General features: G+C 58.2%; 19 protein-coding genes. 5 read left to right on the forward strand and 14 right to left on the reverse strand.

The features are described from left to right. Positions 1 to 97: 97 nt before the first annotated feature. The 4 genes from htpG (at position 98) to galT (ending at position 6,412) form a co-directional block, all read left to right on the forward strand. Positions 98 to 2,026 carry a molecular chaperone HtpG gene (gene htpG / locus DW937_RS09400; protein ID WP_120120765.1) on the forward strand — a complete coding sequence of 643 codons (1,929 nt, stop codon included), beginning with the start codon at positions 98 to 100 and terminating at the stop codon, positions 2,024 to 2,026. Between the two features lie 158 nt (positions 2,027 to 2,184). After that, on the forward strand, positions 2,185 to 3,294 hold the full coding sequence (locus tag DW937_RS09405; RefSeq protein ID WP_120020262.1) for a 5-bromo-4-chloroindolyl phosphate hydrolysis family protein: 1,110 nt from the start codon (positions 2,185 to 2,187) through the stop codon (positions 3,292 to 3,294). A gap of 335 nt (positions 3,295 to 3,629) precedes the next feature. Further along, positions 3,630 to 4,916, forward strand: a complete 1,287-nt coding sequence (locus DW937_RS09410) for a galactokinase family protein (protein WP_097777636.1) — start codon at positions 3,630 to 3,632, stop codon at positions 4,914 to 4,916. After that, a complete protein-coding gene (gene galT, locus DW937_RS09415; RefSeq protein WP_097775378.1) occupies positions 4,913 to 6,412 on the forward strand; it encodes a UDP-glucose--hexose-1-phosphate uridylyltransferase in 1,500 nt (499 codons plus the stop codon). Before DW937_RS09410 ends, galT begins: the two co-directional genes overlap by 4 nt. 190 nt (positions 6,413 to 6,602) lie before the next feature. On the opposite strand, the gene DW937_RS09420 is transcribed toward galT, so the two are convergent. Together DW937_RS09420 and DW937_RS09425 are read right to left on the reverse strand one after the other, a co-directional pair. Then, a complete protein-coding gene (locus DW937_RS09420) occupies positions 6,603 to 7,340 on the reverse strand; it encodes a YebC/PmpR family DNA-binding transcriptional regulator (protein WP_044954219.1) in 738 nt (245 codons plus the stop codon). 181 nt (positions 7,341 to 7,521) lie between these two features. Continuing rightward, complete coding sequence (locus tag DW937_RS09425; protein ID WP_120120766.1) at positions 7,522 to 9,060, reverse strand: RsmB/NOP family class I SAM-dependent RNA methyltransferase; 1,539 nt, start codon at positions 9,058 to 9,060, stop codon at positions 7,522 to 7,524. Positions 9,061 to 9,165: 105 nt separating this feature from the next. Between DW937_RS09425 and DW937_RS09430 the strand changes: the two genes are divergently transcribed. Then, positions 9,166 to 9,348 carry a hypothetical protein gene (locus tag DW937_RS09430; RefSeq protein WP_097777633.1) on the forward strand — a complete coding sequence of 61 codons (183 nt, stop codon included), beginning with the start codon at positions 9,166 to 9,168 and terminating at the stop codon, positions 9,346 to 9,348. A gap of 278 nt (positions 9,349 to 9,626) precedes the next feature. Here DW937_RS09430 and DW937_RS09435 read toward each other — a convergent pair whose 3' ends face one another. The 12 genes from DW937_RS09435 to DW937_RS09490 all read right to left on the reverse strand — a co-directional run bounded on the left by DW937_RS09435 (position 9,627) and on the right by DW937_RS09490 (position 21,033). Further along, complete coding sequence (locus DW937_RS09435) at positions 9,627 to 10,031, reverse strand: ribonuclease III domain-containing protein (RefSeq protein WP_097775375.1); 405 nt, start codon at positions 10,029 to 10,031, stop codon at positions 9,627 to 9,629. A gap of 9 nt (positions 10,032 to 10,040) precedes the next feature. Beyond that, positions 10,041 to 11,324 (reverse strand): GTPase ObgE, encoded by a 1,284-nt coding sequence (gene obgE / locus DW937_RS09440; protein WP_120120767.1) that lies wholly within the window; start codon positions 11,322 to 11,324, stop codon positions 10,041 to 10,043. A 243-nt stretch (positions 11,325 to 11,567) separates the two neighbouring features. Then, positions 11,568 to 11,819 (reverse strand): 50S ribosomal protein L27, encoded by a 252-nt coding sequence (gene rpmA / locus DW937_RS09445; protein ID WP_005945908.1) that lies wholly within the window; start codon positions 11,817 to 11,819, stop codon positions 11,568 to 11,570. 14 nt (positions 11,820 to 11,833) lie between these two features. Continuing rightward, positions 11,834 to 12,145 (reverse strand): 50S ribosomal protein L21, encoded by a 312-nt coding sequence (gene rplU / locus DW937_RS09450; RefSeq protein WP_120120768.1) that lies wholly within the window; start codon positions 12,143 to 12,145, stop codon positions 11,834 to 11,836. 148 nt (positions 12,146 to 12,293) lie between these two features. Next, complete coding sequence (gene lgt, locus DW937_RS09455; protein ID WP_120120769.1) at positions 12,294 to 13,346, reverse strand: prolipoprotein diacylglyceryl transferase; 1,053 nt, start codon at positions 13,344 to 13,346, stop codon at positions 12,294 to 12,296. After that, positions 13,343 to 14,653 carry a pitrilysin family protein gene (locus DW937_RS09460; protein WP_120120770.1) on the reverse strand — a complete coding sequence of 437 codons (1,311 nt, stop codon included), beginning with the start codon at positions 14,651 to 14,653 and terminating at the stop codon, positions 13,343 to 13,345. Before DW937_RS09460 ends, lgt begins: the two co-directional genes overlap by 4 nt. Continuing rightward, a complete protein-coding gene (locus tag DW937_RS09465) occupies positions 14,640 to 15,935 on the reverse strand; it encodes an insulinase family protein (protein WP_243111456.1) in 1,296 nt (431 codons plus the stop codon). Before DW937_RS09465 ends, DW937_RS09460 begins: the two co-directional genes overlap by 14 nt. Before the next feature lie 39 nt (positions 15,936 to 15,974). After that, a complete protein-coding gene (locus DW937_RS09470) occupies positions 15,975 to 16,787 on the reverse strand; it encodes a M15 family metallopeptidase (RefSeq protein ID WP_097781704.1) in 813 nt (270 codons plus the stop codon). Positions 16,788 to 17,100: 313 nt separating this feature from the next. After that, positions 17,101 to 18,300, reverse strand: coding sequence for an aspartate kinase (locus DW937_RS09475; protein ID WP_120120772.1), 1,200 nt, complete (start codon positions 18,298 to 18,300; stop codon positions 17,101 to 17,103). Between the two features lie 92 nt (positions 18,301 to 18,392). Beyond that, complete coding sequence (gene thrB / locus DW937_RS09480) at positions 18,393 to 19,298, reverse strand: homoserine kinase (protein ID WP_120120773.1); 906 nt, start codon at positions 19,296 to 19,298, stop codon at positions 18,393 to 18,395. A gap of 28 nt (positions 19,299 to 19,326) precedes the next feature. Next, a complete protein-coding gene (locus DW937_RS09485) occupies positions 19,327 to 20,562 on the reverse strand; it encodes a homoserine dehydrogenase (protein ID WP_120120774.1) in 1,236 nt (411 codons plus the stop codon). A 30-nt stretch (positions 20,563 to 20,592) separates the two neighbouring features. Further along, complete coding sequence (locus DW937_RS09490) at positions 20,593 to 21,033, reverse strand: ACT domain-containing protein (protein WP_005945891.1); 441 nt, start codon at positions 21,031 to 21,033, stop codon at positions 20,593 to 20,595. Between the last annotated feature and the right edge of the window lie 68 nt (positions 21,034 to 21,101).

Raw genomic sequence — 21,101 nt, forward strand, 5'->3', positions numbered from 1 at the left:
ATATTAGCACTCGAAAGTTACGAGTGCTAAGCATTCAAAAGTAATATCCTACTCCGAGTGCTTGGTGCCGAATACAGATAAAAAGAGGTTTTGCATTATGGCTAAGAAAGAATTTCAGGCTGAAAGCAAAAAGCTGATGGATATGATGATCAACTCCATCTACACCAATAAGGAAATTTTCCTGCGCGAGCTGATCTCCAACGCATCGGATGCCATCGATAAGCTCTATTATAAGAGCCTGACCGATCCTTCTGTGGGCATGAACAAGGGCGATTTCCGCATCCTCATCACCCGCGATCGGGAGAACCGCATCCTGACCATTGAGGATAACGGTGTCGGCATGACCAAAGAGGAACTTGAGCAGAATCTGGGCACCATTGCTCACTCCGGTTCTCTGGATTTCAAGAAGGATAACAAGGACGAGAACATCGATATCATCGGCCAGTTTGGTGTCGGCTTCTACTCTTCCTTCATGGTAGCCGATAAAGTCACCGTCATTTCCAAGGCTTATGGCTCGGATGAAGCATGGCAGTGGGAGTCCTCCGGTGTGGACGGCTACGAAATGACCCCCGCCCAGAAGGACACCGCAGGCACCCAGATCATCCTGCACATCAAGCCGGATACTGAGACGGACCACTACGACAACTTCCTCGATGAGTACGGCATCGTGGCCATCGTGAAGAAGTACAGCGACTATGTGCGCTATCCCATCCAGATGGAGCGCCAGCACGAGCGCCAGAAGCCGGAACCCGATCCTAAGCCGGAGGACTATAAGCCCGAATGGGAGACTTACACCGAGCTGGAAACCCTGAACAGCATGGTGCCCATCTGGAAAAAGCAGAAGAGCGAAGTGACCGACGAGGAGTACGCGAACTTCTATAAGGAAAAGTTTGGCGATTATACCGACCCCGCCCGCGTCATCGTCAGCCGCACCGAGGGCACTGCAAATTATAATGCCCTGCTGTTCGTGCCCAGCCACCGTCCCTACGACTTCTACACCAAGGATTATGAAAAGGGTCTGGCCCTGTACGCATCCGGCGTGCTCATTATGGAGAAGTGCGCCGACCTGCTGCCCGATTACTTCAGCTTCGTCAAGGGCATTGTGGACAGTCAGGATCTGAGCCTGAACATCAGCCGCGAGATGCTGCAGAAGGACAACCAGCTCAAGCTGATCCACAACGCTCTGGAAAAAAAGATCAAGAACGAGCTGCACGCCATGCTGGCCAATGACCGCGAGAAGTACGAGGAATTCTGGAAAGAGTTCGGCCGTCAGATCAAGTTCGGTGCTTACTCCGACTACGGCATGCACGCCGAGCTGCTGCGCGACCTGCTGCTGTTCTGGTCTGCCAAGGAGCAGAAGATGGTCACTCTGCAGGAGTATGTGGACAAGATGCCCGCTGAGCAGAAGTATATCTACTTTGCTGCCGGTGATTCTACCGACCGTCTGGCAAAGCTGCCCGCCGCTGAGCTGGTCATGGATAAGGGCTATGACGTCCTGCTGCTGACCGAGGATGTGGATGAGTTCTGCCTGCAGATCCTGCGCACCTATCCCCGCAAGGATGCCGAAGGCAAGGACGGCACTGTGGAGTTCAAGAATGTCAACAGCGGTGATCTGGGCCTTGAGACCGAGGAAGAGAAGAAGGCCGCCGAGGACGCTACCGCTGAGAACAAGAACCTGTTCGATGCCATGAAGGACGCTCTGGACGGCAAGGTGAAAGAGGTCAAGGTCTCTACCCGCCTGAAGGATCACCCCGTGTGCCTGAGTGCTGACGGCCCGCTGTCCATTGAGATGGAAAAGGTGCTGTCCAAGCAGCCCGGCAGCGAAGGCGTAAAGAGCGATAAGGTTCTGGAACTGAATGTCAACCACCCCGTGTTCGCCGTGCTCAAGGCCGCACAGGAAGCCGGTGACACCGACAAGCTCAAGAAGTACAGTGCTCTGCTGTACGCACAGGCTCAGCTGATCGAAGGCCTGCCGGTGGATGATCCCGCCGCCTACGCCGAGGCCGTCTGCAGCCTGATGAAGTAACTTTTTCCGGCAGGCAGCATACTTACTCCCCTGCTGCTTCCACGCACATCAATATTTCCCCCTTAACAAAAAGGCCGTGCTCCGCTATAATAGAGTGGAACGCGGTCTTTTTCTGTTCTTTTGCCGGACAGTCAGGATAAATTGAGAGGTTTTTGCTCATGCAGCCCAAAAAACATTATTTTGCCCACATTCCCACCATTGCCATCTTTATTGTGTTTGCCATGTCGGCACCGCTGGGCGTGCTGCTGTTCATCTTAAAAAGCATCGATAAAAACGCCGAAAAAGAGGAAAAGGCTGCTGCACAGGCGCAGGCAGACTATCGTTCCGACCTCGGCCCCGCATCTGCGCAGACGGCCCCCCAGCAGGAAAACGAGCCAGCCTACGGCCACGATGTTCCCACCAAAGAGCAGAAGGACGCTCAAAACTGGCACAAGACCATTGCCGTGATCTGCACCATTCTGGGTGCTATCTTCCTGTTTACCGGTGCGGAGGAACTGATCGACTGCCTGTTCGACTTTCCGGACTTCGACGATCTGCTCCCTGCATTGGCCACGACCATTGGCGGAGCCGGCGCACTGTGGACCGGCCTGCGCATGGATCGTACCCGCAAGCTGGAACGCCTGTTGGACAAGATCGCAGGCGACCGCGACAATATTCCGCTGGACGAGCTGTTTGCTGCCGCGGGCATCGACGCTGCAAAGGGCCGCACCGTGGTGGAAAGTGCTATTTCCCACGGTTACTTCGGTGCAGATGCTTACATTGATAACCGCACCAATACTCTGGTAGTGCGCGGCGCGGCTCCCCAGCCGCCCCGGAAACCGAAGCCTGCGCCCGCCCCAGAACCTGCACCAGCGGACCAATATACCGCAATTCTGCAACAGCTGCGGCAGGTCAACGATGCCATCCCGGACCCCGTGATGACCACCAAGATCAGCCGTCTGGAAGCGGTCAGTGCCCGCATCTTTGAGCTGGCAAAGCAGGACCCCGGCAAAAAGGCTCAGCTGCAGAAATTCATGGACTACTATCTGCCCACCGCCCTCAAGCTGCTGAACACTTACGCCAGCCTTCCTGCGCAGGATGTGCAGGGGGAAAACATCGCCGATGCCAAAAAGAACATCGAGCGCAGCATGGACCTGATGGTGACCGCCTTTGAAAATCAGCTGGACAAGCTGTTCCAGTCCGACGCACTGGACGTTTCGGCAGATGTGGCCGCGCTGGAAGGGATGCTGAACATGGACGGCCTGACCGGAAACGAGTTTACAAAATAATATTTTCGGAAACAGGGAAAAGGCCCATGAGCTTTTTCCCTGTTTTTTCAAAGCGCAAATCTCCATGTTGTGCAGGCCTCGTCCGTCCCACGCAAAACCGCGGATTTGCAGGCATTTTTGCCAATGGTTTTTCCGTTTTATATCTAATTTTATTTCAACCGTCAAATTCCACTCTGTGCGCCAATTTCAGTCTTTTTGCAACTTTTCATCCAGATGCAACAATAACACATGGTTTTTTCTGTCCGGATTTTATATGATAAGGACAGAAGTGTGCAGAGCATCCTGTATGCGGCTCTGCACTGCAGTTCCAACCCGCTCAAAAGGAGGATTATCCTATGATGAAATCTGTTTCCGCATGGAAGCAGGAGCTTTCCAGCGGCGCTCACGCTGCCCGGCTGGCAGCACTTTACTGCTGTGCGCCCGAAGAAACTCCTGCACAGGCTGCCCGCTACGAAGCTGTTCTGAATGGTCTGGATGCCACCTTTGGCCCCCATGCTGAAGCTGGCCTTTACAGTGCCCCCGGCCGCACCGAGATCGGCGGCAACCACACCGACCACCAGCATGGCCGCGTGCTGGCCGGCAGCGTGAATATTGATATGATCGCTGCCGCCGCGCCCAACACCCTGAACCAGCTGCGCGTGCAGAGCGAAGGCTACGACCTGTGTGTGATCGGCCTTGATGACCTTGCTGCCCGCAAGGAAGAGGAAAACACTACCCTCTCTCTGTTGCGCGGCGAATGCGAAGCCTTCCGTCAGCGCGGCGCAAAGCTGGCCGGTCTGGATGTGTACATTTCCTCCAACGTGCCCAAGGGCAGCGGCGTTTCTTCCTCCGCCGCCTTTGAAGTGCTGATCGGCGTGATCCTGAATGACTGCTTCATGACCGATAAAGTCTCCCCCATCGAGATCGCGCAGATCGGCCAGTGGGCAGAGAACGTCTACTTTGGCAAGCCCTGCGGCCTGATGGATCAGATGGCTTCCAGCGTTGGCAACATTATTACCATTGATTTTGCGGACCCTGCCCACCCGGATGTGGAGCCGGTGGCCGTGGATTTCTCCAAGGCAGGCCTTGCCCTGTGCATTCTGGATTCCTGCGCAGATCATGCCGACCTGACCGACGAATATGCCGCTGTGCCCGCCGAGTGCCGCGCTGTGGCTGCTGTGTGCGGCGGCGAAGTGCTGCGGGATGTGCCGTTCGAGACCTTCCTTGCAAAGCTTCCGGAGTGCCGCAAGCAGTGCGGCGACCGTGCTGTGCTGCGCGCCTTCCATATCTATGCCGATAACGACCGTGTGGCAAAACAGGTAGCTGCCCTGCGCGAGGGCGATTTTGACACTTTCCTGCGTCTGGTCAACGAGTCCGGCCACAGCAGCTGGGAATACCTGCAGAACGTGATCCCCGCCGGTTACAAGGAGCATCAGGAGATGGGCGTGACCATTGCAGCTGCCAAGCATTATCTGAACGGCAAGGGCGCTGTGCGCGTGCATGGCGGCGGCTTTGCCGGTACGGCTCAGGCCTTTGTGCCGGTGGAAATGCTGGCCGACTTCAAGGCCCACATGGAAGCCATCCTTGGTGAGGGCCGCTGCCATGTGCTGAGCATCCGCCCGGAAGGAGGCGCAGTGCTGTGATCTCTACCGCCATTCAGCAGCTCGTGAATTACGGGCTGGACACCGGCCTTATCCTGCCCGATGATGAAATTTACATCCGCAACCAGCTGCTTATGACCATGCAGCTGGACGACTTTACCGCGCCGGAGGGCGAGGTGTGCTATACCGATCTGGAAAGCATCCTCAAAACGCTGGTAGATGATGCCGTTGCCCGCGGTGTGTGCGAGGACAACTCCACCGCCCGCGACCTGTTCGACACAAAGCTCATGGGCGTATTGACCCCGCGGCCCAGCATCGTGCGCGCCAATTTCGAGGAGCGCTACGAAAGCGAAGGCCCTCAGGCCGCGACCGACTGGTTCTATAAATTCAGTCAGGACACCGATTATATCCGCCGCTACCGCATCAAGCGCGACCTGAAATGGGTCACCAAGACCCCCTACGGCGATCTGGATATCACCATCAACCTCTCGAAGCCCGAAAAAGACCCTAAGGCCATTGCCGCCGCCAAACTGGCTCCCCAGAGCGCCTACCCCAAGTGCCAGCTCTGCGCCGAGAACGAAGGCTATGCAGGCCGCATGAACCATCCCGCCCGCGAGAATCACCGCATCATCCCTCTCACCATCAATGACAGCGCTTGGAACCTGCAGTACAGCCCCTATGTCTACTACAACGAGCACTGCATCGTGTTCAACAACCAGCACACTCCCATGAAGATCGAGCGTGCTACCTTCCGCAAGCTGCTGGATTTCGTGGGCCTGTTCCCCCACTATTTCGTGGGCAGCAACGCCGACCTGCCCATCGTGGGCGGCAGCATTCTCAGCCACGACCATTTCCAGGGCGGCCACTATGAATTCGCTATGGCAAAGGCTCCCGTCGAGAAGAAGTGGGTCTTCCCCGGTTTTGAGGATGTGGATGCCGGTATCGTGCACTGGCCCATGAGCTGCATCCGCCTGACCAGCGAGGATGATGCCCGTCTTGTGGAGCTGGCCGATAAAATTCTGACCGCATGGCGCGGCTACTCGGATGAAAAATGCTTCATCTTTGCCGAGACCGACGGCGAGCCACATAACACCATCACCCCCATTGCCCGGATGCGGGACGGCAAGTATCAGCTGGATCTGGTGCTGCGCAACAACATCACCACCCCGGAGCATCCGCTGGGCGTGTTCCATCCCCATGCAAAGCTGCATCACATCAAAAAGGAAAACATCGGCCTGATCGAGGTCATGGGCCTTGCCGTGCTGCCCAGCCGCCTGAAAAAGGAGCTGTTTGAGCTGGCCGATGCACTGGTGGCCCGCACCCCGGTGAGCCAGTACCCGGAAGAACTGCAGAAGCACGCCGAGTGGGCCGAGGATATTCTTGCCCGCCACCCGGAACTGAACGGCGACACCGTGCACCTCATCCTGCAGGACGAGGTGGGCCATGTGTTCGCTCAGGTATTGGCCGATGCCGGTGTCTATAAAATGGACGAGGCTGGCCGCGCAGGCTTTGTGCGGTTCCTTGCAAGCGTGCAATAATCTATTAAAAACCGCTCTCCCCCTTTCCCCCGCCGGTATGCCTTGCCGACGGGGGATTTTTATTGTCAGTGGAGGTCCCAAGACGTTTTCAGTCCCGTAACACAGCACAAAAAAGCCGCCTTTCGTGCCAATTAGCACAAAAAGCGGCTTTTTATCGTCTTATTTCAGGAGCAAAGAGCCTTGCGGAAGGTTATTCCGGCAGATCCTCTTCGTTCTCCAGGCTGTGCCAGACGTTCTGGACATCATCATTGTCTTCCAGCGCATCCAGCAGCTTGCCCATCAGCTTCAGCTGGTCGGGGTCGGTCAGGCGGGTGGTGGTCATGGGCACCATGGCCAGATCGTCGGAGAGGATCTCGTAGCCCTTCTCCTCCATGGCCTTGACCACAGCAGAATAGTTCTCGGGATCGGTGGTGATTTCGGCTGCATCCTCGCTGGCATCGAAGTCCTCGGCACCAGCATCCAGAGCATCCATCATAGCCTCGTCGGCATCCTTATCTTCCAGAGAGATGTCAATGACACCCTTCTGGCTGAACAGGAAGCCCACGCAGCCCATAGCACCCAGATTGCCGCCGTTCTTGTCGAAGTAGTGGCGCAAGTCGGCAGCGGTACGGTTGCGGTTGTCGGTCAGGGTCTCCACCATGACAGCAACGCCGCCGGGGCCGTAGCCTTCGTAGGTGATTGCTTCGTACTCGGTCTTATCGCCGCCCTCGGCCTTCTTGATGATGCGCTGGATGTTATCGTTGGGCACGCTCATGCGCTTTGCCTTGGCGATCAGGTCAGCCAGCTTGCTGTTGGAAGCGGGGTTCGGGCCGCCGGTACGCACGGCAACGCTGATCTCGCGGCCGATCTTGGTAAAGACCTTTGCCTTTGCGCCATCGGTCTTTTCCTTCTTGCGCTTAATATTGTTCCATTTGCTATGTCCAGACATGGGAAAGAGCCTCCTGTATATTCTCAAATCTCCGCCTGCGGGCAGACGGGCTGTGGTCGCCCGCATTGTGGCAGCACACAAAATCTAACTCTATTATTGTAGCACAACCGGGCAGAGCGTTCAAGCCTTATCCGCCCGGTTTTCAGCATTCTGCGCGGAAAAATGCGCTTTTTCTGCCCGTTCACAGCAGCCGCAGCGCCTTGGGATAATGGTTTTTCACCCGCCCGCCGGACACCTTGCCGCCGCCCAGCGGCCAGCCGTCCACCGTCACGCAGCACCAGCCGTCAGCAGCGATGCGGGCTTCCACCTCACGGCCGGAAAGATACTCCACGCAGCGCGGGTCATCAAGGGTGAGTTCTTCGCGGTTTACACACTGTGCGCCAAATGCCGTGAACAGATGGTGCTCCGGCACAAAGCGGCCTTTCTGCACGCTGCCCACAAATACGCCCGCCCGCAGCACATGCAGGTTCGTCTGCGGGAACGGCACCGGCAGCAGCACACCGCCGCCGTGCACCACAGCCGGGCGGTCTGCCAGCGCCGGGAAATACTGCCCGGCAAACGCGTGCCATACTGCAAGGCTCTGGGCAGGACTTGTCTCCCCTGCCTGTGCTTCGCGGCTGCGCTTTTCACCCTGCACCGCTTCCCGGCAGGCACGGACATTCTCGCGGCGGGATGCACGGGCATCCGCAGCCTTGGCAGGCTTGCCGCCCTTCCCCTTGGCCTTTTTGCCCGCAGTTTCCGCTGCTGCCAGCCAGAGCTGTTCTTCGGCAGTGTACTCGCCCTCTGCGGGCAGAACGCGCGGAGTGCCAGCTTTGACGAGCCGGGCCATAAAGTGGCCCTCGCCGCCCTGACAGGGCCAGATACGGCGCACCTTGCTCACATCCAGCGGCAGACCGCCGGTGCGGTTGGCTTCGCCCTCACTGCCAAAGGTGTAGTCCACATTGCCAAGCGCATCCGCAAGGGTGAACTCCGGGTGGCGCTGCAGGAATGCCGCCACCTGTCCCTCGTCCTCCTCAGGTGCAAAGGTGCAGGTGGAATACACCAGCTGCCCGCCCGGGGCCAGCACAGCGGCTGCACAGTCCAGAATTTCTGCACCCAGCTCAGCACACTGCTTCACCAGCGCTTCACAGTGCTGCTGACGGGCCACCGGCTCCTTGCGGAACATTCCCTCGCCGGAACAGGGTGCATCCACCAGAACGCGGTCAAAAAACTCCGGCAGAGCGTCCGCAATGCGGGCGGGCGACTCATTGAGCACCACCGCATTGGACACGCCCATGCGTTCCAGATTGCTTTTCAGGATATCCGCACGGGCCGCAACATATTCGTTGCTCACCAGCACGCCGCGCCCCTGCAATGCCGCCGCCAGCTGACTGCTTTTGCCGCCGGGGGCTGCACACATGTCCAGCACGCGCATCCCGGGCCGCACACCCAGCAGCGGCGCTGCCGAGGACGCCGACGGCTCCTGCGAGTAAAACACACCCGCATGGTAGTACGGATGCCGCCCGGGCTTAAAGTCCGGCTGATGCACCACGAATGCCGCCTTGCAAAAGGGCGATGCTTCCAGTGGGAAATCGGCTTTTGCGGCAAACTGCTCCGGTGAGCTGCGCAGGGCCGACACCGTTACGCCGCGCTCCGCCGTTTCCTGCGGGGCTGCATACAGGACATCGAACCGGTCTCCCAGCAGAGCGCGCTCCCGCTGTTCAAAATATTCCATGGGCATTCTGCATTCCTCCTGTGGGATGTATAAAGCCGCCGTCTGCGGCCAAACTAGGTCTTGTGAGGGGCACACCGCCCCGCACGGAAAACCGAAAGGAGATCATTCACTATGGCAACCGAAAACCGCAGCAATAACTGCAAGAATCAGACCTCGAACCGCACGTCCAACCAGACCACCAACAGCGCCACCAACGAGCACAAGCACCCCAACCAGTACACCAAGGGTGCCGACGATGAGAGCGCCAAGAACTCCACGAGCAACCGTTCCAGCAACGCCAAAAACAGCCGCTAACGCTGCCCTTCGCGCCTGATGGACCATGGGCGCGAACCTCTGATCTTTCTCAAATCGCAAAGCCCGCTGCCCTCCGGCACTGTTTTCCAGTGCGGAAAGCAGCGGGCTTTCGCGTCAGAAGTTGTTTTTATAGTCAGGGTGCGCCGAATGGGCGCGGCTTTTTGCCGCCAGACAAGGCGGTTTTCCGCAGCAATCCTGATGGATTGCAAGGAAGAGCAACGCAGTATGGCAGCAAAAAGACCGTTCAGGCGGTGTGCAATGATTATGAAAGCAACTTCTCAGGTCTCGTTGGGGTCGAACTGCTGCCACAGTGTTTCAAACAGCTCGTGCACACGGCCCAGCTGACCGTTCAGATACAGCCAGCCCAGCAGGCACTCGAAGCCGGTGGAAGCACGGTATTCCTCCGGGGAAGCGTGCTTTGCCACGCTGGCCTTGCTGGCGTTGCGGCCCCGCTTGAACACGGCCAGTTCGTCCTCAGTGAACAGCGGCTCCAGCAGCTGTTCCTCCCGGAACTGTGCCCGGGCCGAGACATATTTGACCTTTTCTGCGTTGAGCTTTCCGGCAGACAGGCGGTGGTGCTCCACCAGACGCTGTCGCACCAGCAGTTCCAGCACGCTGTCGCCCACAAAGGCCAGCGCCAAGGGGCTAAGCTCCCGCGGGTCGATCTTTTCAGGTTCGTTCATAGTGACCTCTTAGAAGATATAATCGAACTGGTAATCACCAATGAGAATGGTATCGTTCTCCTGCACGCCCTTTGCCACCAGAGCGTCCAGAATGCCGCTCTCGCCCAGCTGACGCTGGAAGAACTGCAGGCTTTCGTAGTCGTCCACATTGCTGCCGGCCAGAATGTATTCCAGCCACGGGGCTTCCACGCTCCATACATGGGCTTCCATGCGCTTGATCTCAAACGCACGGTCGTTGGCCTTGGGTTCGGGCTTCTTGTACTCGGGAGCAAACACCGGCACCGGCGGGATATCCTTCAGGCGGTTGTACACGAGGCCCGGCAGTTCCTTCACGCCCTGCATCGTAGCGGCAGAGATGGGCACAAAGGTCAAGCCCTTGCCCTCCACATACTTGCGGAAAGCTTCGATCTGCTCCTCGGTGGCCAGATCGCACTTGTTGCCAATGACGATCTGCGGGCGCTCAGCCAGCACAGGGCTGAACCTTGCCAGCTCCTCGTTGATCTTTTCAAAATCCTCAATGGGTTCACGGCACTCGCTGCCAGAAACATCCACCACATGCAGCAGCAGGCGGCAGCGCTCCACATGGCGCAGGAAGTCATGTCCCAGACCGATGCCCTCGCTGGCACCCTCGATCAGGCCGGGGATGTCGGCGCAGACAAAGCTTGCGCCCTCCGCCACGGACACAACGCCCAGCGTGGGCACCAGCGTGGTGAAGTGGTAGTTTGCGATCTTAGGCTTGGCTGCGCTGATGGTGGAAATGAGGGTGGACTTCCCCACATTGGGGAAGCCGATCAGACCCACATCGGCGATCAGCTTCAGCTCCAGCGTCACCTGAATGTCTTCGCCGGGCATACCGGGCTTTGCAAACTTGGGGATCTGTCGGGTGGGAGTGGCAAAATGCGCATTGCCGTAGCCGCCGCGGCCACCCTTTGCAATGGTGACTGGGGTGTGGTCGGACAGGTCCGCAATGACAAGGCCGCTCTCGGCGTCCTTGATGACGGTGCCCAGCGGCACCTTGATGACAAGGTTCTCCGCGTTTTTGCCGTGGCACAGGCTTGCACCGCCCTTGCCACCCTCCGGGGCCACATACTTGCGCTTATAGCGGAAATCCATCAGGGTGGTCAGGTGATCGTCCACCACAAAGATGATATCGCCGCCGCGGCCGCCGTCGCCGCCGTCCGGGCCGCCAGCGGCCACGAATTTTTCACGGTGAAAGCTCACCGCACCGTCGCCGCCCTTGCCCGCGTGGAGCCATATCGTGGCGATGTCGATAAAGTTGGTTTGTGCTGCCATACAGCCCCTCCTTAGTTTTATATGTTCGTTTATTCCCCTTCCCTTGCCGGGAACTCCTTCCGGCATCGCTGCACGATGCCGCCTCCCTCAAGGAGGGAGGCTTTAAGGCCCCCTCCCCGAGGGGGCTGTCGCCACAGGCGACTGGAGGAGTTTCTGCCAGACAGTCAAAAAGAGAATTCTTCATCAAAAAGAGCCGGGCCACGAGGGTCCGGCTCTCTACGTTTTGCAGTTATCCGAAAGAAGTTACTGCTTGACGCTGCACTTCTTGCCGTCTTTACCCACGCGCTCGAAACGGACGGTACCGTCCACCAGAGCAAACAGGGTGTCATCGCTGCCCTTGCCAACGTTCTCACCCGGCATGATGTGGGTGCCACGCTGACGAACCAGGATGTTGCCGGCCAGAACGAACTGACCGTCTGCACGCTTGGTGCCCAGACGCTGTGCTGCGGAATCGCGGCCATTCTTGGTGCTGCCTACGCCCTTTTTATGTGCCATTGTAATTTACCTCCTTAGCCGTTGATCGCAGTGATCTCAACCTTGGTGAAGGGCTGACGATGGCCCATACGGCGAGCACTGTGCTTCTTTGCGCGATAGGTGATGATGTTCAGCTTCTTGCCCTTGCCATTCTTGATGACCTTGGCAGAAACGGTAGCACCCTCAACAACGGGAGCGCCAACCTTCACAGAACCCTCCTCGCCAATAGCGAGAACCTGATCAAACTTCACTTCGGAGTCGGCCTCAACGTCCAGCTTTTCGATGTAGACGATGTCGCCCTGCTCCACGCGGTACTGCTTACCGCCGGTAACAATGATTGCGTACATTTTGTTCATTCCTTTTCGTTGTACTCGCTGGTCGTAAAGGCAGGCCCTTACACTGGGCCATTTCAGGCGCCCACACCACGCGGCTAGAATAGTATAGCAAAAAAACGATGGAAATGCAAGAGGAATTTTCCTCTTTCCGAAAGATTTTTTATTGTTTCGCCTTCCCGCTTTCCGCGATGGTGCGTTTTACTTCCGCGTTGTAGGCTTCGGTGCGCTCCACGAACAGCTTACGCGGGCTGGAGGCCAGCAGTTCAGTATCTGCATCCGTCATCAGACCGATAACAGCTTTTTCTTTGCTCAGCTTATTGACTGCAGCTTCGTTGTCCGCCGTCATTGCCAGCTTTACCATCAGGGGCTTGTCCTTGAACTTGTGGGTAAAGTAAATTTCCGCAGCCATACCGACTACCACAGCGATACCTGCCACCAGCTGGGATGCCCGCAGACCAATGGATGGCACCAGCATCAGACTGTCGGTGCGCAGGGCTTCGATCCAGAAGCGGCCCGCGCCGTACCAGATCATATACCGCAGGGCAATGTCACCGTTGAACTTGCGCTTTTTAATGTAACGGAACAGCAGGAGAAAGCCCACGAAGCACCAGATGCTTTCGTACAGGAAGGTGGGATGCACCGGCAGATTCGGGTCAATGGTCACGCCGCTCTGGGCCGTGACTGTGCTGCCCATCAGGTAAGCGCGGGTCGTTTCGCTGAACATGCCCCACGGCAGCGTGGTGTTGCAGCCAAAGGCTTCCTGATTGAAAAAGTTGCCCCAGCGGCCGCAGCCTTGTCCCAGCAGAAAGCCCATAGCGGTCAGGTCGAACATGGGCAGCACCGGCACGCCCCGCCTTTTGCAGGACAAGCCACCGAACAGAAAGGCGCCGATGATGCCACCGTAGATGGCAAGGCCGCCATCCCGAATGGCGATCATCTCCCAGATGCTTTCGTATTTAAAGGGTGCCATGGCCACATAGTAAGCGCGGGCGCTGACAATGCCCAGCACGATGCCAATCAAGATCACGTCCACCATGCTGTCCGGGTCCACACCGAACTCGATGCTGTGGCGGAACGCAAATACCAGCGCCAGACAGATGCCAAAGGCAATGCACACGCCATACCAGTAAATATTGAACCCGCCAATGGAAAGGGCCACGCGGTTGATCTCAAAGCTCAGGCCCAGCCCCGGGAACTGCACCAGATTTGTCATTCTGCTTCCTCCTCGTTCTCGGCCAGCGGCGCAGTGCCATCTGGCAGTATATCCATCACAGCCATGCGGTCGGTGCTGAGGATGTGCTGCAGCGCAGCGTCCGCATCCTCGGCAGTCAGCCCTGCCAGCATGGTGATCTGCTGCGCCACCGTCTGGCCGGATAGGGCAAAATCTGCCATCTGGCTGGCCGAGTCCTCCACATTTTCCAGATTTTCGATCAGCTGGCCGTACTTTTCGTTCTTGCACAGGGTAAAGATCTCCCGGTCCACACCCGCGGCACGGATGCGGGCGATCTCGTCCAGAAGCATCTGCTTCACGGCATCGGGGGCATCGCTCTCGCCGGTGAACAGGATGCAGCAGCAGCCGTCTACCCGCAGCACTTCCCCTCCAAAGCCGGGGTTCACAAGGCCTCCGTCGTACAGGCGGCGGTACAGCGGCGACATGCCGCCTGTGATGCAGCTCAGGATCAGATCATACAGCGCTTCAGTGCGCAGATCGTTCGGGGGCAACGGCTTCTCCTTGAAACCCACGCCGAAGCAGGGCTTGGACACCGGCATTTTCAGGGTCTTATGGGCTGCCGCCAGCGTCATGGGTTCCGGCTTCCACAGCCGCTGCACCCTTTCGGTGCTGCGCGGTCTCATCAGGCCGTGGCGCTCACAGGCAGCCAGGATCTGCTCCATGGTAGTGTCGCCGGCAGCCGCCAGCACCATATTGCCCGGTGCATAGAAGGCTTTGCAGCTGTCGTAAAGCATCTCCGGCGTGATCTCAGCAATGCTCTCCACCGTGCCCGCGATATCGCTGCGGATGGGATGCTCGTGGTACAAGCACTCGAACAGGCCGGTGATGAGCCGCCAGTCCGGGCTGTCATCATACATTTTGATTTCCTGCCCGATGATGCCCTGCTCCTTGGCGATGGTCTGCTCGGTAAAGTACGGATGCGTCACCATGCCCAGCAGCACATCCAAGCTTTCGTCCAGCTGCTGGGTCGCAGTGAACAGGTAGCAGGTGCGGTCAAAGCTGGTAAATGCGTTGGCATTGGCACCGGTCTTGGCATACTTTGCAAAGGCATCGCCGTCCTGATCTTCAAACATCTTGTGCTCGAGGAAGTGTGCCACGCCTGCAGGCAGATGCACCTCTTTGCCGTCCAGCCGGAAATCCCGGTCAATGGAGCCAAAGCGGGTAGCAAAAATGACATGGGTGCTGGAATAACCCGGCATGGGCCGCACGATAATGGTCAGTCCGGAGGGCAGGGTCTGCCACTGGTCAGCCACGGTCTTTTCCAGCAGGGTCTGGTTATTCTGCGGCATGAGCGGCCACCTCCTTTGTGAGCAGATAGCTGACCGAGAGGGTCAGTTTGCGCAGGATGGCGCGCACATCGTCCTTGGTCACGGCCTGCAGAGCGGCGCGGGCTTCGGCAGGTGTCTGCACCTTGGCCGGGTCGCCGCCGCGCAGCACTTCAATGTAATACCATGTCTCGATGCCGCCCAAGGTATCCTCTACCCCCTGCATCCCGCTCAGCAGACCCCGACGGCAGTCCTCAAATTCATCGTCGGTGATGGGGCCATCGCACAGGTCGGCCAGTTCCTTCAAGATGGCCCGCTCTGCCCGGGCTGCGTCGGCGTGCTCCACGCCGCTGTTCACAGCCATGCTTCCGGTAAAGCTCTGGAACGAGGACGAGCAGTAGTAGCACAGGTGGTCACGCTCGCGCACATTCAGGAACAGGCGGCTGGTCACACTGCCGCCGTACAGCGCCATGGCAAGGCGCACAGCAGCCAGCTGTTCGGTGCGCATGGGTTTGCCCAGCGTGAACAGCATACAGAGCTTCGCCTGCACCATATCATAGGTTTCGGTTTTGTGCACCGGCTCCCGGCGGGGCATGGCAATGTTTTCCGCCAGCGGCAGCGGTGCGCGGTCAATTGCCGCAAGCTCTGCCAGCAGCGCATCCTTTACCGCAGCGGTCTGCTCTGCCGTGCAGCCCAGCACGATCAGTTCAATGTTGGCGGTGCGCAGCATCTCGTAATAGGCTGCGGTAAGCTGTTCCGGTGTCAGGCCTTCCACCTCTTCCAGATAGCCCTCCTGCCGCACACCCGCCGGGCTGTCGCCAAAGAATTCCCGGTTGGCCTGATGCAGGCAGTAAAGGCGCTTATCGTTGATCTCATCTTCCAGCGCCTTTTTCAGCATCTGCTTCTCAATGCCCACGGCTTCCGGATCAAAAGTGCCGCCCACAAAATACGGGTGAAAGGCTGCACCCAGTGCAATGGATGCATATTCCCTTGTAAGGGTCTCCCCTTCCAGCGCAAACTGATCCTTGATACCGGTAACACTAACACACAGGTTGTGGCTGCAGCCCATGGGCCGGGCATCCACTGTGAGGTCTGCACCGTAGAGCTTGGCCAGCTTTTTGGTCAGGCGGGTCATATCCGGGCAGTCGGCATAGCCGCGCTCCAGCACCAGCGGCAGCAGCGCATGTGCTGTGGCCGTTTCCCGCTTTGCCGGAAAGGCAAAGTGGACGCTGATGCGGCAGCGGTTGAATTTTTCCGCCGGGTCACAGGAAAGATGCACACCCGGCGCAATGAGAGTACGTTCCAATTTGTTCCTCCGCCCTGCTTTCACAGGGAGCTTTTATTTTTATGATGCCTTCTGCAAGGCAAGAAATTCTTCCAGACTCAGGCCGCTGGCACGGATGGCAAGGGCATTTTCAACGCCCACATACCGCCAGTGCCACGGCTCAAACACCACGCCGGTAGCAGCCTGCCTGTCCTGCGGATAGCGCAGGATAAAGCCGTATTCGGCGGCGTAGGCGGTGAGCCACTCGTAGGCGCGGGTCGTATCAAAGCCGGTATCACGGGTCGGGTAGTCCGTACTGAGGATATCCGCCGCATAGCCGGTGCCGTGATCATTGCATTCCGCAGGCGGCTGGATATCTGCCGCAAGGCTTGCGGCTTCTTCCTCGGTTTTGCCCTTTTCCAGATACTGCTGCTTCTGTGTCTCATAGGCCGCGCTGCGGGCATCTGCGTCTTGATAGCCTGCCGTCAGCACCAGTGCAACGCCGTCCTCGGCCGCAGCCGCAGCCATTTTCTGGTAGGCTGCAGCTGCTTCAGCTTCCAGTTGGATACCGCTGGCTTCATCGGCATCGGCAAGGGCCGGAGAGGGTTCCTCGGCAAAAGGCAGATTGGTGTTTACCAGCACAAAACGCTCATCGTCAGCATCAAAGCTGTAGCCGGTGCCATCGTAGCTGGCCGCATCAAAGCTCTGCGGCCCTGCAAGCATGGCGTTCACCTTTGGCAGCAGCCAGAGGATGCCTTTGGTCATAAGCGCCACAATGGCGGCGCAGACGAGAATGAGAATGGCCCAGTTGCGGGCCAGACGCAGCCGCTTGCGGCGCTTCCACTGAGCGCGGGTCAGGCGGGGCTTTGCAGCATTTCTATCAGTCGGTTCCATGGCGCGTTGCAGCTCCTTTTGCAGAATTTGCAGCGCACTGCGCCGCACAGATACAGTGTATATTATACACCCCTTTGCATTTTGTGTAAACGCCGGAAGTGTAAAATAAGTATGACCGAAAAAACTCCTTCCGTCTGCTCGCACGCTCGCATCCACCTCCCTCAATGAGGGAGGCTCTGGCGAAACAGAAAAGTTTCCCGCTCTGCCAAAGGCCCCCTCTCAGAGGGGGCTGTCGCCGCAGGCGACTGGAGGAGTTTTCCACGCAAAAATGCCGCACCACCTAAAAGGCGATGCGGCATTCCTATATTTTTATTTAATCAAACAGCATATCGTGGATCGCAGAAACAGCCTTGTCGGCATCGCCGCGGTCGATGATGCAGGAGATCTTGATCTCGCTGGTGGAGATCATCTTGATGTTGATGTTGTTGTTGGACAGTGCCTCAAACATCTTGGAAGCAACGCCGCTGTGGCTCTGCATACCGGCACCCACAATGGAGACCTTGGCGCAGGTGGTGTCCACGCTCACATCGTTGAAGTGTGCGCTCTCCTTCAGCACGCGCATAGCCAGATCGGCTTCGCCCTCAGAGCAGGTAAAGCTGATATCCTTCTTGCCGTCACGGCCGGTGGACTGCAGGATGATGTCCACGTTGATGTTCTTCTGGGCCAGCAGACCGAAGATCTTGAAGCTCATGCCCGGCTCATCGGGAACGTTCAGAATCGTGATAACAGCAACATCAGTGTCTTTTGCGACACCCTTGATCAGCATACCTTCCATGTCTTTTGTAACCTCCTTGACCACCGTACCGGGCACGGGATTCAGGCTGGAGAGCACCTCCAGCTCCACATTATACTTTTTGGCCAGCTCCACGCTGCGGTTGTTCAGCACCTGTGCACCCAGAGATGCCAGCTCCAGCATCTCGTCAAAGGTGATCTCATCCAGCTTGCGGGTGTTGCGCACCTTGCGCGGGTCGGCCGTGTAAACGCCTTCCACATCGGTAAAGATCTGGCAGCGGTCTGCGTGCAGGGCTGCTGCAATGGCAACAGCGCTGGTGTCGGAGCCGCCGCGGCCCAGAGTGGTGATGTCATCCATCTTGTTCAGGCCCTGGAAGCCCGCCACAACGACCACACGGTTGCGCTCCAGCTCAGAAGAGATGCGCTCTGTCTCCAAGCGGGTGATGCGCGCCTTGGTATAGGCGCGGTCGGTGCGGAAGCCAGCCTGCCAGCCGGTCAGGCTGATGGCATGGCAGCCCAGCTCATTCAGTGCCATGGCCAGCAGCGAAATGCTGATCTGCTCGCCGCTAGCCAGCAGCATATCCATTTCACGGGCCGAAGGGTTGTGGGTGATCTCCCCAGCCTTGGCGATCAGGTCATCGGTGGTATCGCCCTGAGCGGACACCACCACCACTACGTCATTGCCCGCGTTGTGGGTGTTTGCCACAATGCGTGCCACGTTGAAGATACGGTCACGGTCCTTCACCGAAGAACCGCCGAACTTCTGTACGATCAACGCCATATCTTGTCACTCTCCTCTTTTTGTCCCTTTGTCAAAAGGGGTACACCGGGCGGAAGCGGTCAGCAGCGCCTTGCACTTCCCTTACCCATTTATCATTCCACCGTTGCGCCGGTGTTATCGGCATCCAAACGCAGCAATGTAAATGCTTCACATCCGTCCAGACCTTCCAGCAGCTCCAGACCCTTTTCCAGCTTGGAATAGAACTTTTCGGCCTCCGCCTTTTCCGCTACGGCCATCACGGTGCTGCCCGCACCGGAAACGTAAACAGCCTTTGCACCACACAGGCGTGCCATATCGAACACTTCCTTGGATCCGGGCATCAGCGGCATACGGTAGGGCTGGTGCAGCTTATCCTCAGTGGCAATGGCCAGCAGATCATGTCTGCCCTCGCAGAAGGCGGCAGGCACCAGCGCAGCGCGCGAAAGGTTATATACCGCGTCCTTGTGGGAGACCTCTTTGGGCAGGGCCGCACGAGCGGCTTCCGTCAGCAGCTTGTAGTCCGGCACGATGGCGGCGAAGCACAGCGTTTCATCCACATTGCGCTTGACCGAGTACACCTTGCCATCCTCAAACACGCTGCTGGTCAGGCCGCCCAGCAGGGCCGGGGCCACGTTATCCGGGTGGCCCTCGATGGCGGTCGCCAGCGTGAGCAGCTCCTGCGTGTTGAGCACATCGCCCAGCATCCGGTTTGCACCCAGCAGTCCCGCAATGATGCAGGCCGAGGAAGAACCAAGGCCGCGCGCCATGGGGATGGGATTCGTCTGGGTGATCTTGAGGGGCGGGATCTGCTTGCCCACCTTCTCAAACAGACCCTTTGCCGAACGGTACACGAGGTTCGATTCACCGCGCGGGATGCGGGTACCGTCCGCAGACGAGATATCCAGCACTTCGCTCTCTTCAAAGGTGACCGTATTATACAGCGTCACCGCCAGACCCAGCGCATCAAAGCCGGAGCCGATGTTTGCGCTGGTGGCCGGGACAGAAACCTTGATCTTCATAGCCGCCGCACCTTTCCTTATTCCGTTATCAGTTTTCTTCCGGCAGACGCTTGAGCACCAGCTTCACGCTGCCGCCCACGGCTTCCACCTTGCGGGCTGCTTCGGCCAGTGCCTTTTCGTCGGCGCGCTCCACAAAGTAAGCGCAGCCTTCGTAGCGTTCGTCCACCACCCTGCCATAGCCGTAGATGGCTTCCACCACCGCCGGAGCAATGCCTGCTACACGCACATAATATGCAGCAGGAGCCGGGTCGGTGAGCATTCCCTCCACCGGCTCAGCAGGCTGCCAGAACAGGCTGTCGTGCACCTTGGAGCCATGCTTCAGGGCATCCACAATGTCGGCCACCACGGCGCTGGCGGTGGGCAGCTTGCCTGCGCCCTTGCCGTAGAACACCACGTCGCCCAGCATATCGCCCTTGACCAGCACTGCATTGAACACATCGTCCACGCTGGCCAGCTGGTTTGCCTTGGGCACCAGACACGGCTCCACACCGGCAGCCACGCTGCCGTCCTTGCCGCGCTTCATCCATGCGATCAGCTTGATCACACAGCCCAGCTTTTCCGCCGCTTCCACATCTGCCGTGGTAATGGCACGGATGCCGCGGGTGGGAATGTTCTGGGGGTAGATCTGATGGCCGCACACCAGCGAGGACAGAATGGCGATCTTGCGGCAGGCATCACGGCCGTCCACATCGTCGCTGGGGTCCTTCGTCTCGGCGTAGCCCAGCTCTTGCGCGATCTTCAGCGCATCGTCAAAGCCCAGATTTTCGCGCACCATCTTGGTGAGCATGAAGTTGGTGGTGCCATTCACGATGCCCTCCACCTCGGTGATGACGTTTGCCGCCAGACACTGGTGCATCGGGGTAATGATGGGCGTACCGCCGCCCACAGAAGCCTCGAACAGGAAGGCACAGCCGTGCTCTTTGGCAAGGCCCAGCAGCTCTGCGCCGTAGGTGGCCACCATCTCCTTGTTGGAGGTGCATACGCTGCGGCCGCTCTCAAGGCAGGCCTTTACATACGGATACGCAAAGCGGGTGCCGCCGATGGTCTCCACCACCACCTTGATCTCCGGGTCTTCCAGAATGGTATCGAAGTTCTTTATAAACAGGTGTGCATCCGGATGGTTTGAAAAATCCTTCGGGTCAAGGATGTACTTGACCTCCACCGGCTCACCTGCACGGCGGGAGACACCCGCAGCGTTGCGGCACAGTACCTCGTACACGCCGCTGCCCACCGTGCCAAAGCCCAGAATTGCAATTTTAGCCATTGTTGTTCTCCCTCGTTTTCTGAAGACTGCTTACAGATTGTACCCGCAGTGCACGCCTACCACCATACGCTGACGCGAAAGTTTTTCGGTCAGCTCTTCGGGAGTCATCTGCATGGTATCGGTGCGGATGGTGACTGCCACCAGTGCGGCACCGTTTTCCGGTGTGGACTGGTTGATGGTCACAATGCTTGCACCTGCGGCGCTGATGCCGGCCAGCAGGCTCTGCAGTGCACCGGTCTCGTCCCGCAGAGTAGCCATGACGGTGATCACCTCACGGCCATTCTCGGAGTCAAAAATGCAGTCCTTATACTTATAAAAAGCACTGCGCGAAAGATCGACTGCGCGGGTGGCAGCGGAAATGCTGCGTGCCTCCCCACTGGCCAGAAGTTCCTTGGCACGCACCACCTTGAGAAAAACCTCAGGCAGCACCTGCGCATCTACCAGATAAAAGCGGCGTTCCAACTTGTTCACCTCACAAACACAAGTGTTCTTGCAGTGAATATAATAGCATCCGGCCCCCTGCAATGCAAGAGGTCGGA

The sequence above is a fragment of the Faecalibacterium sp. AM43-5AT genome, from assembly GCF_003603345.1.
GTDB classification, from domain to species: Bacteria; Bacillota; Clostridia; order Oscillospirales; family Ruminococcaceae; genus Faecalibacterium; species Faecalibacterium taiwanense.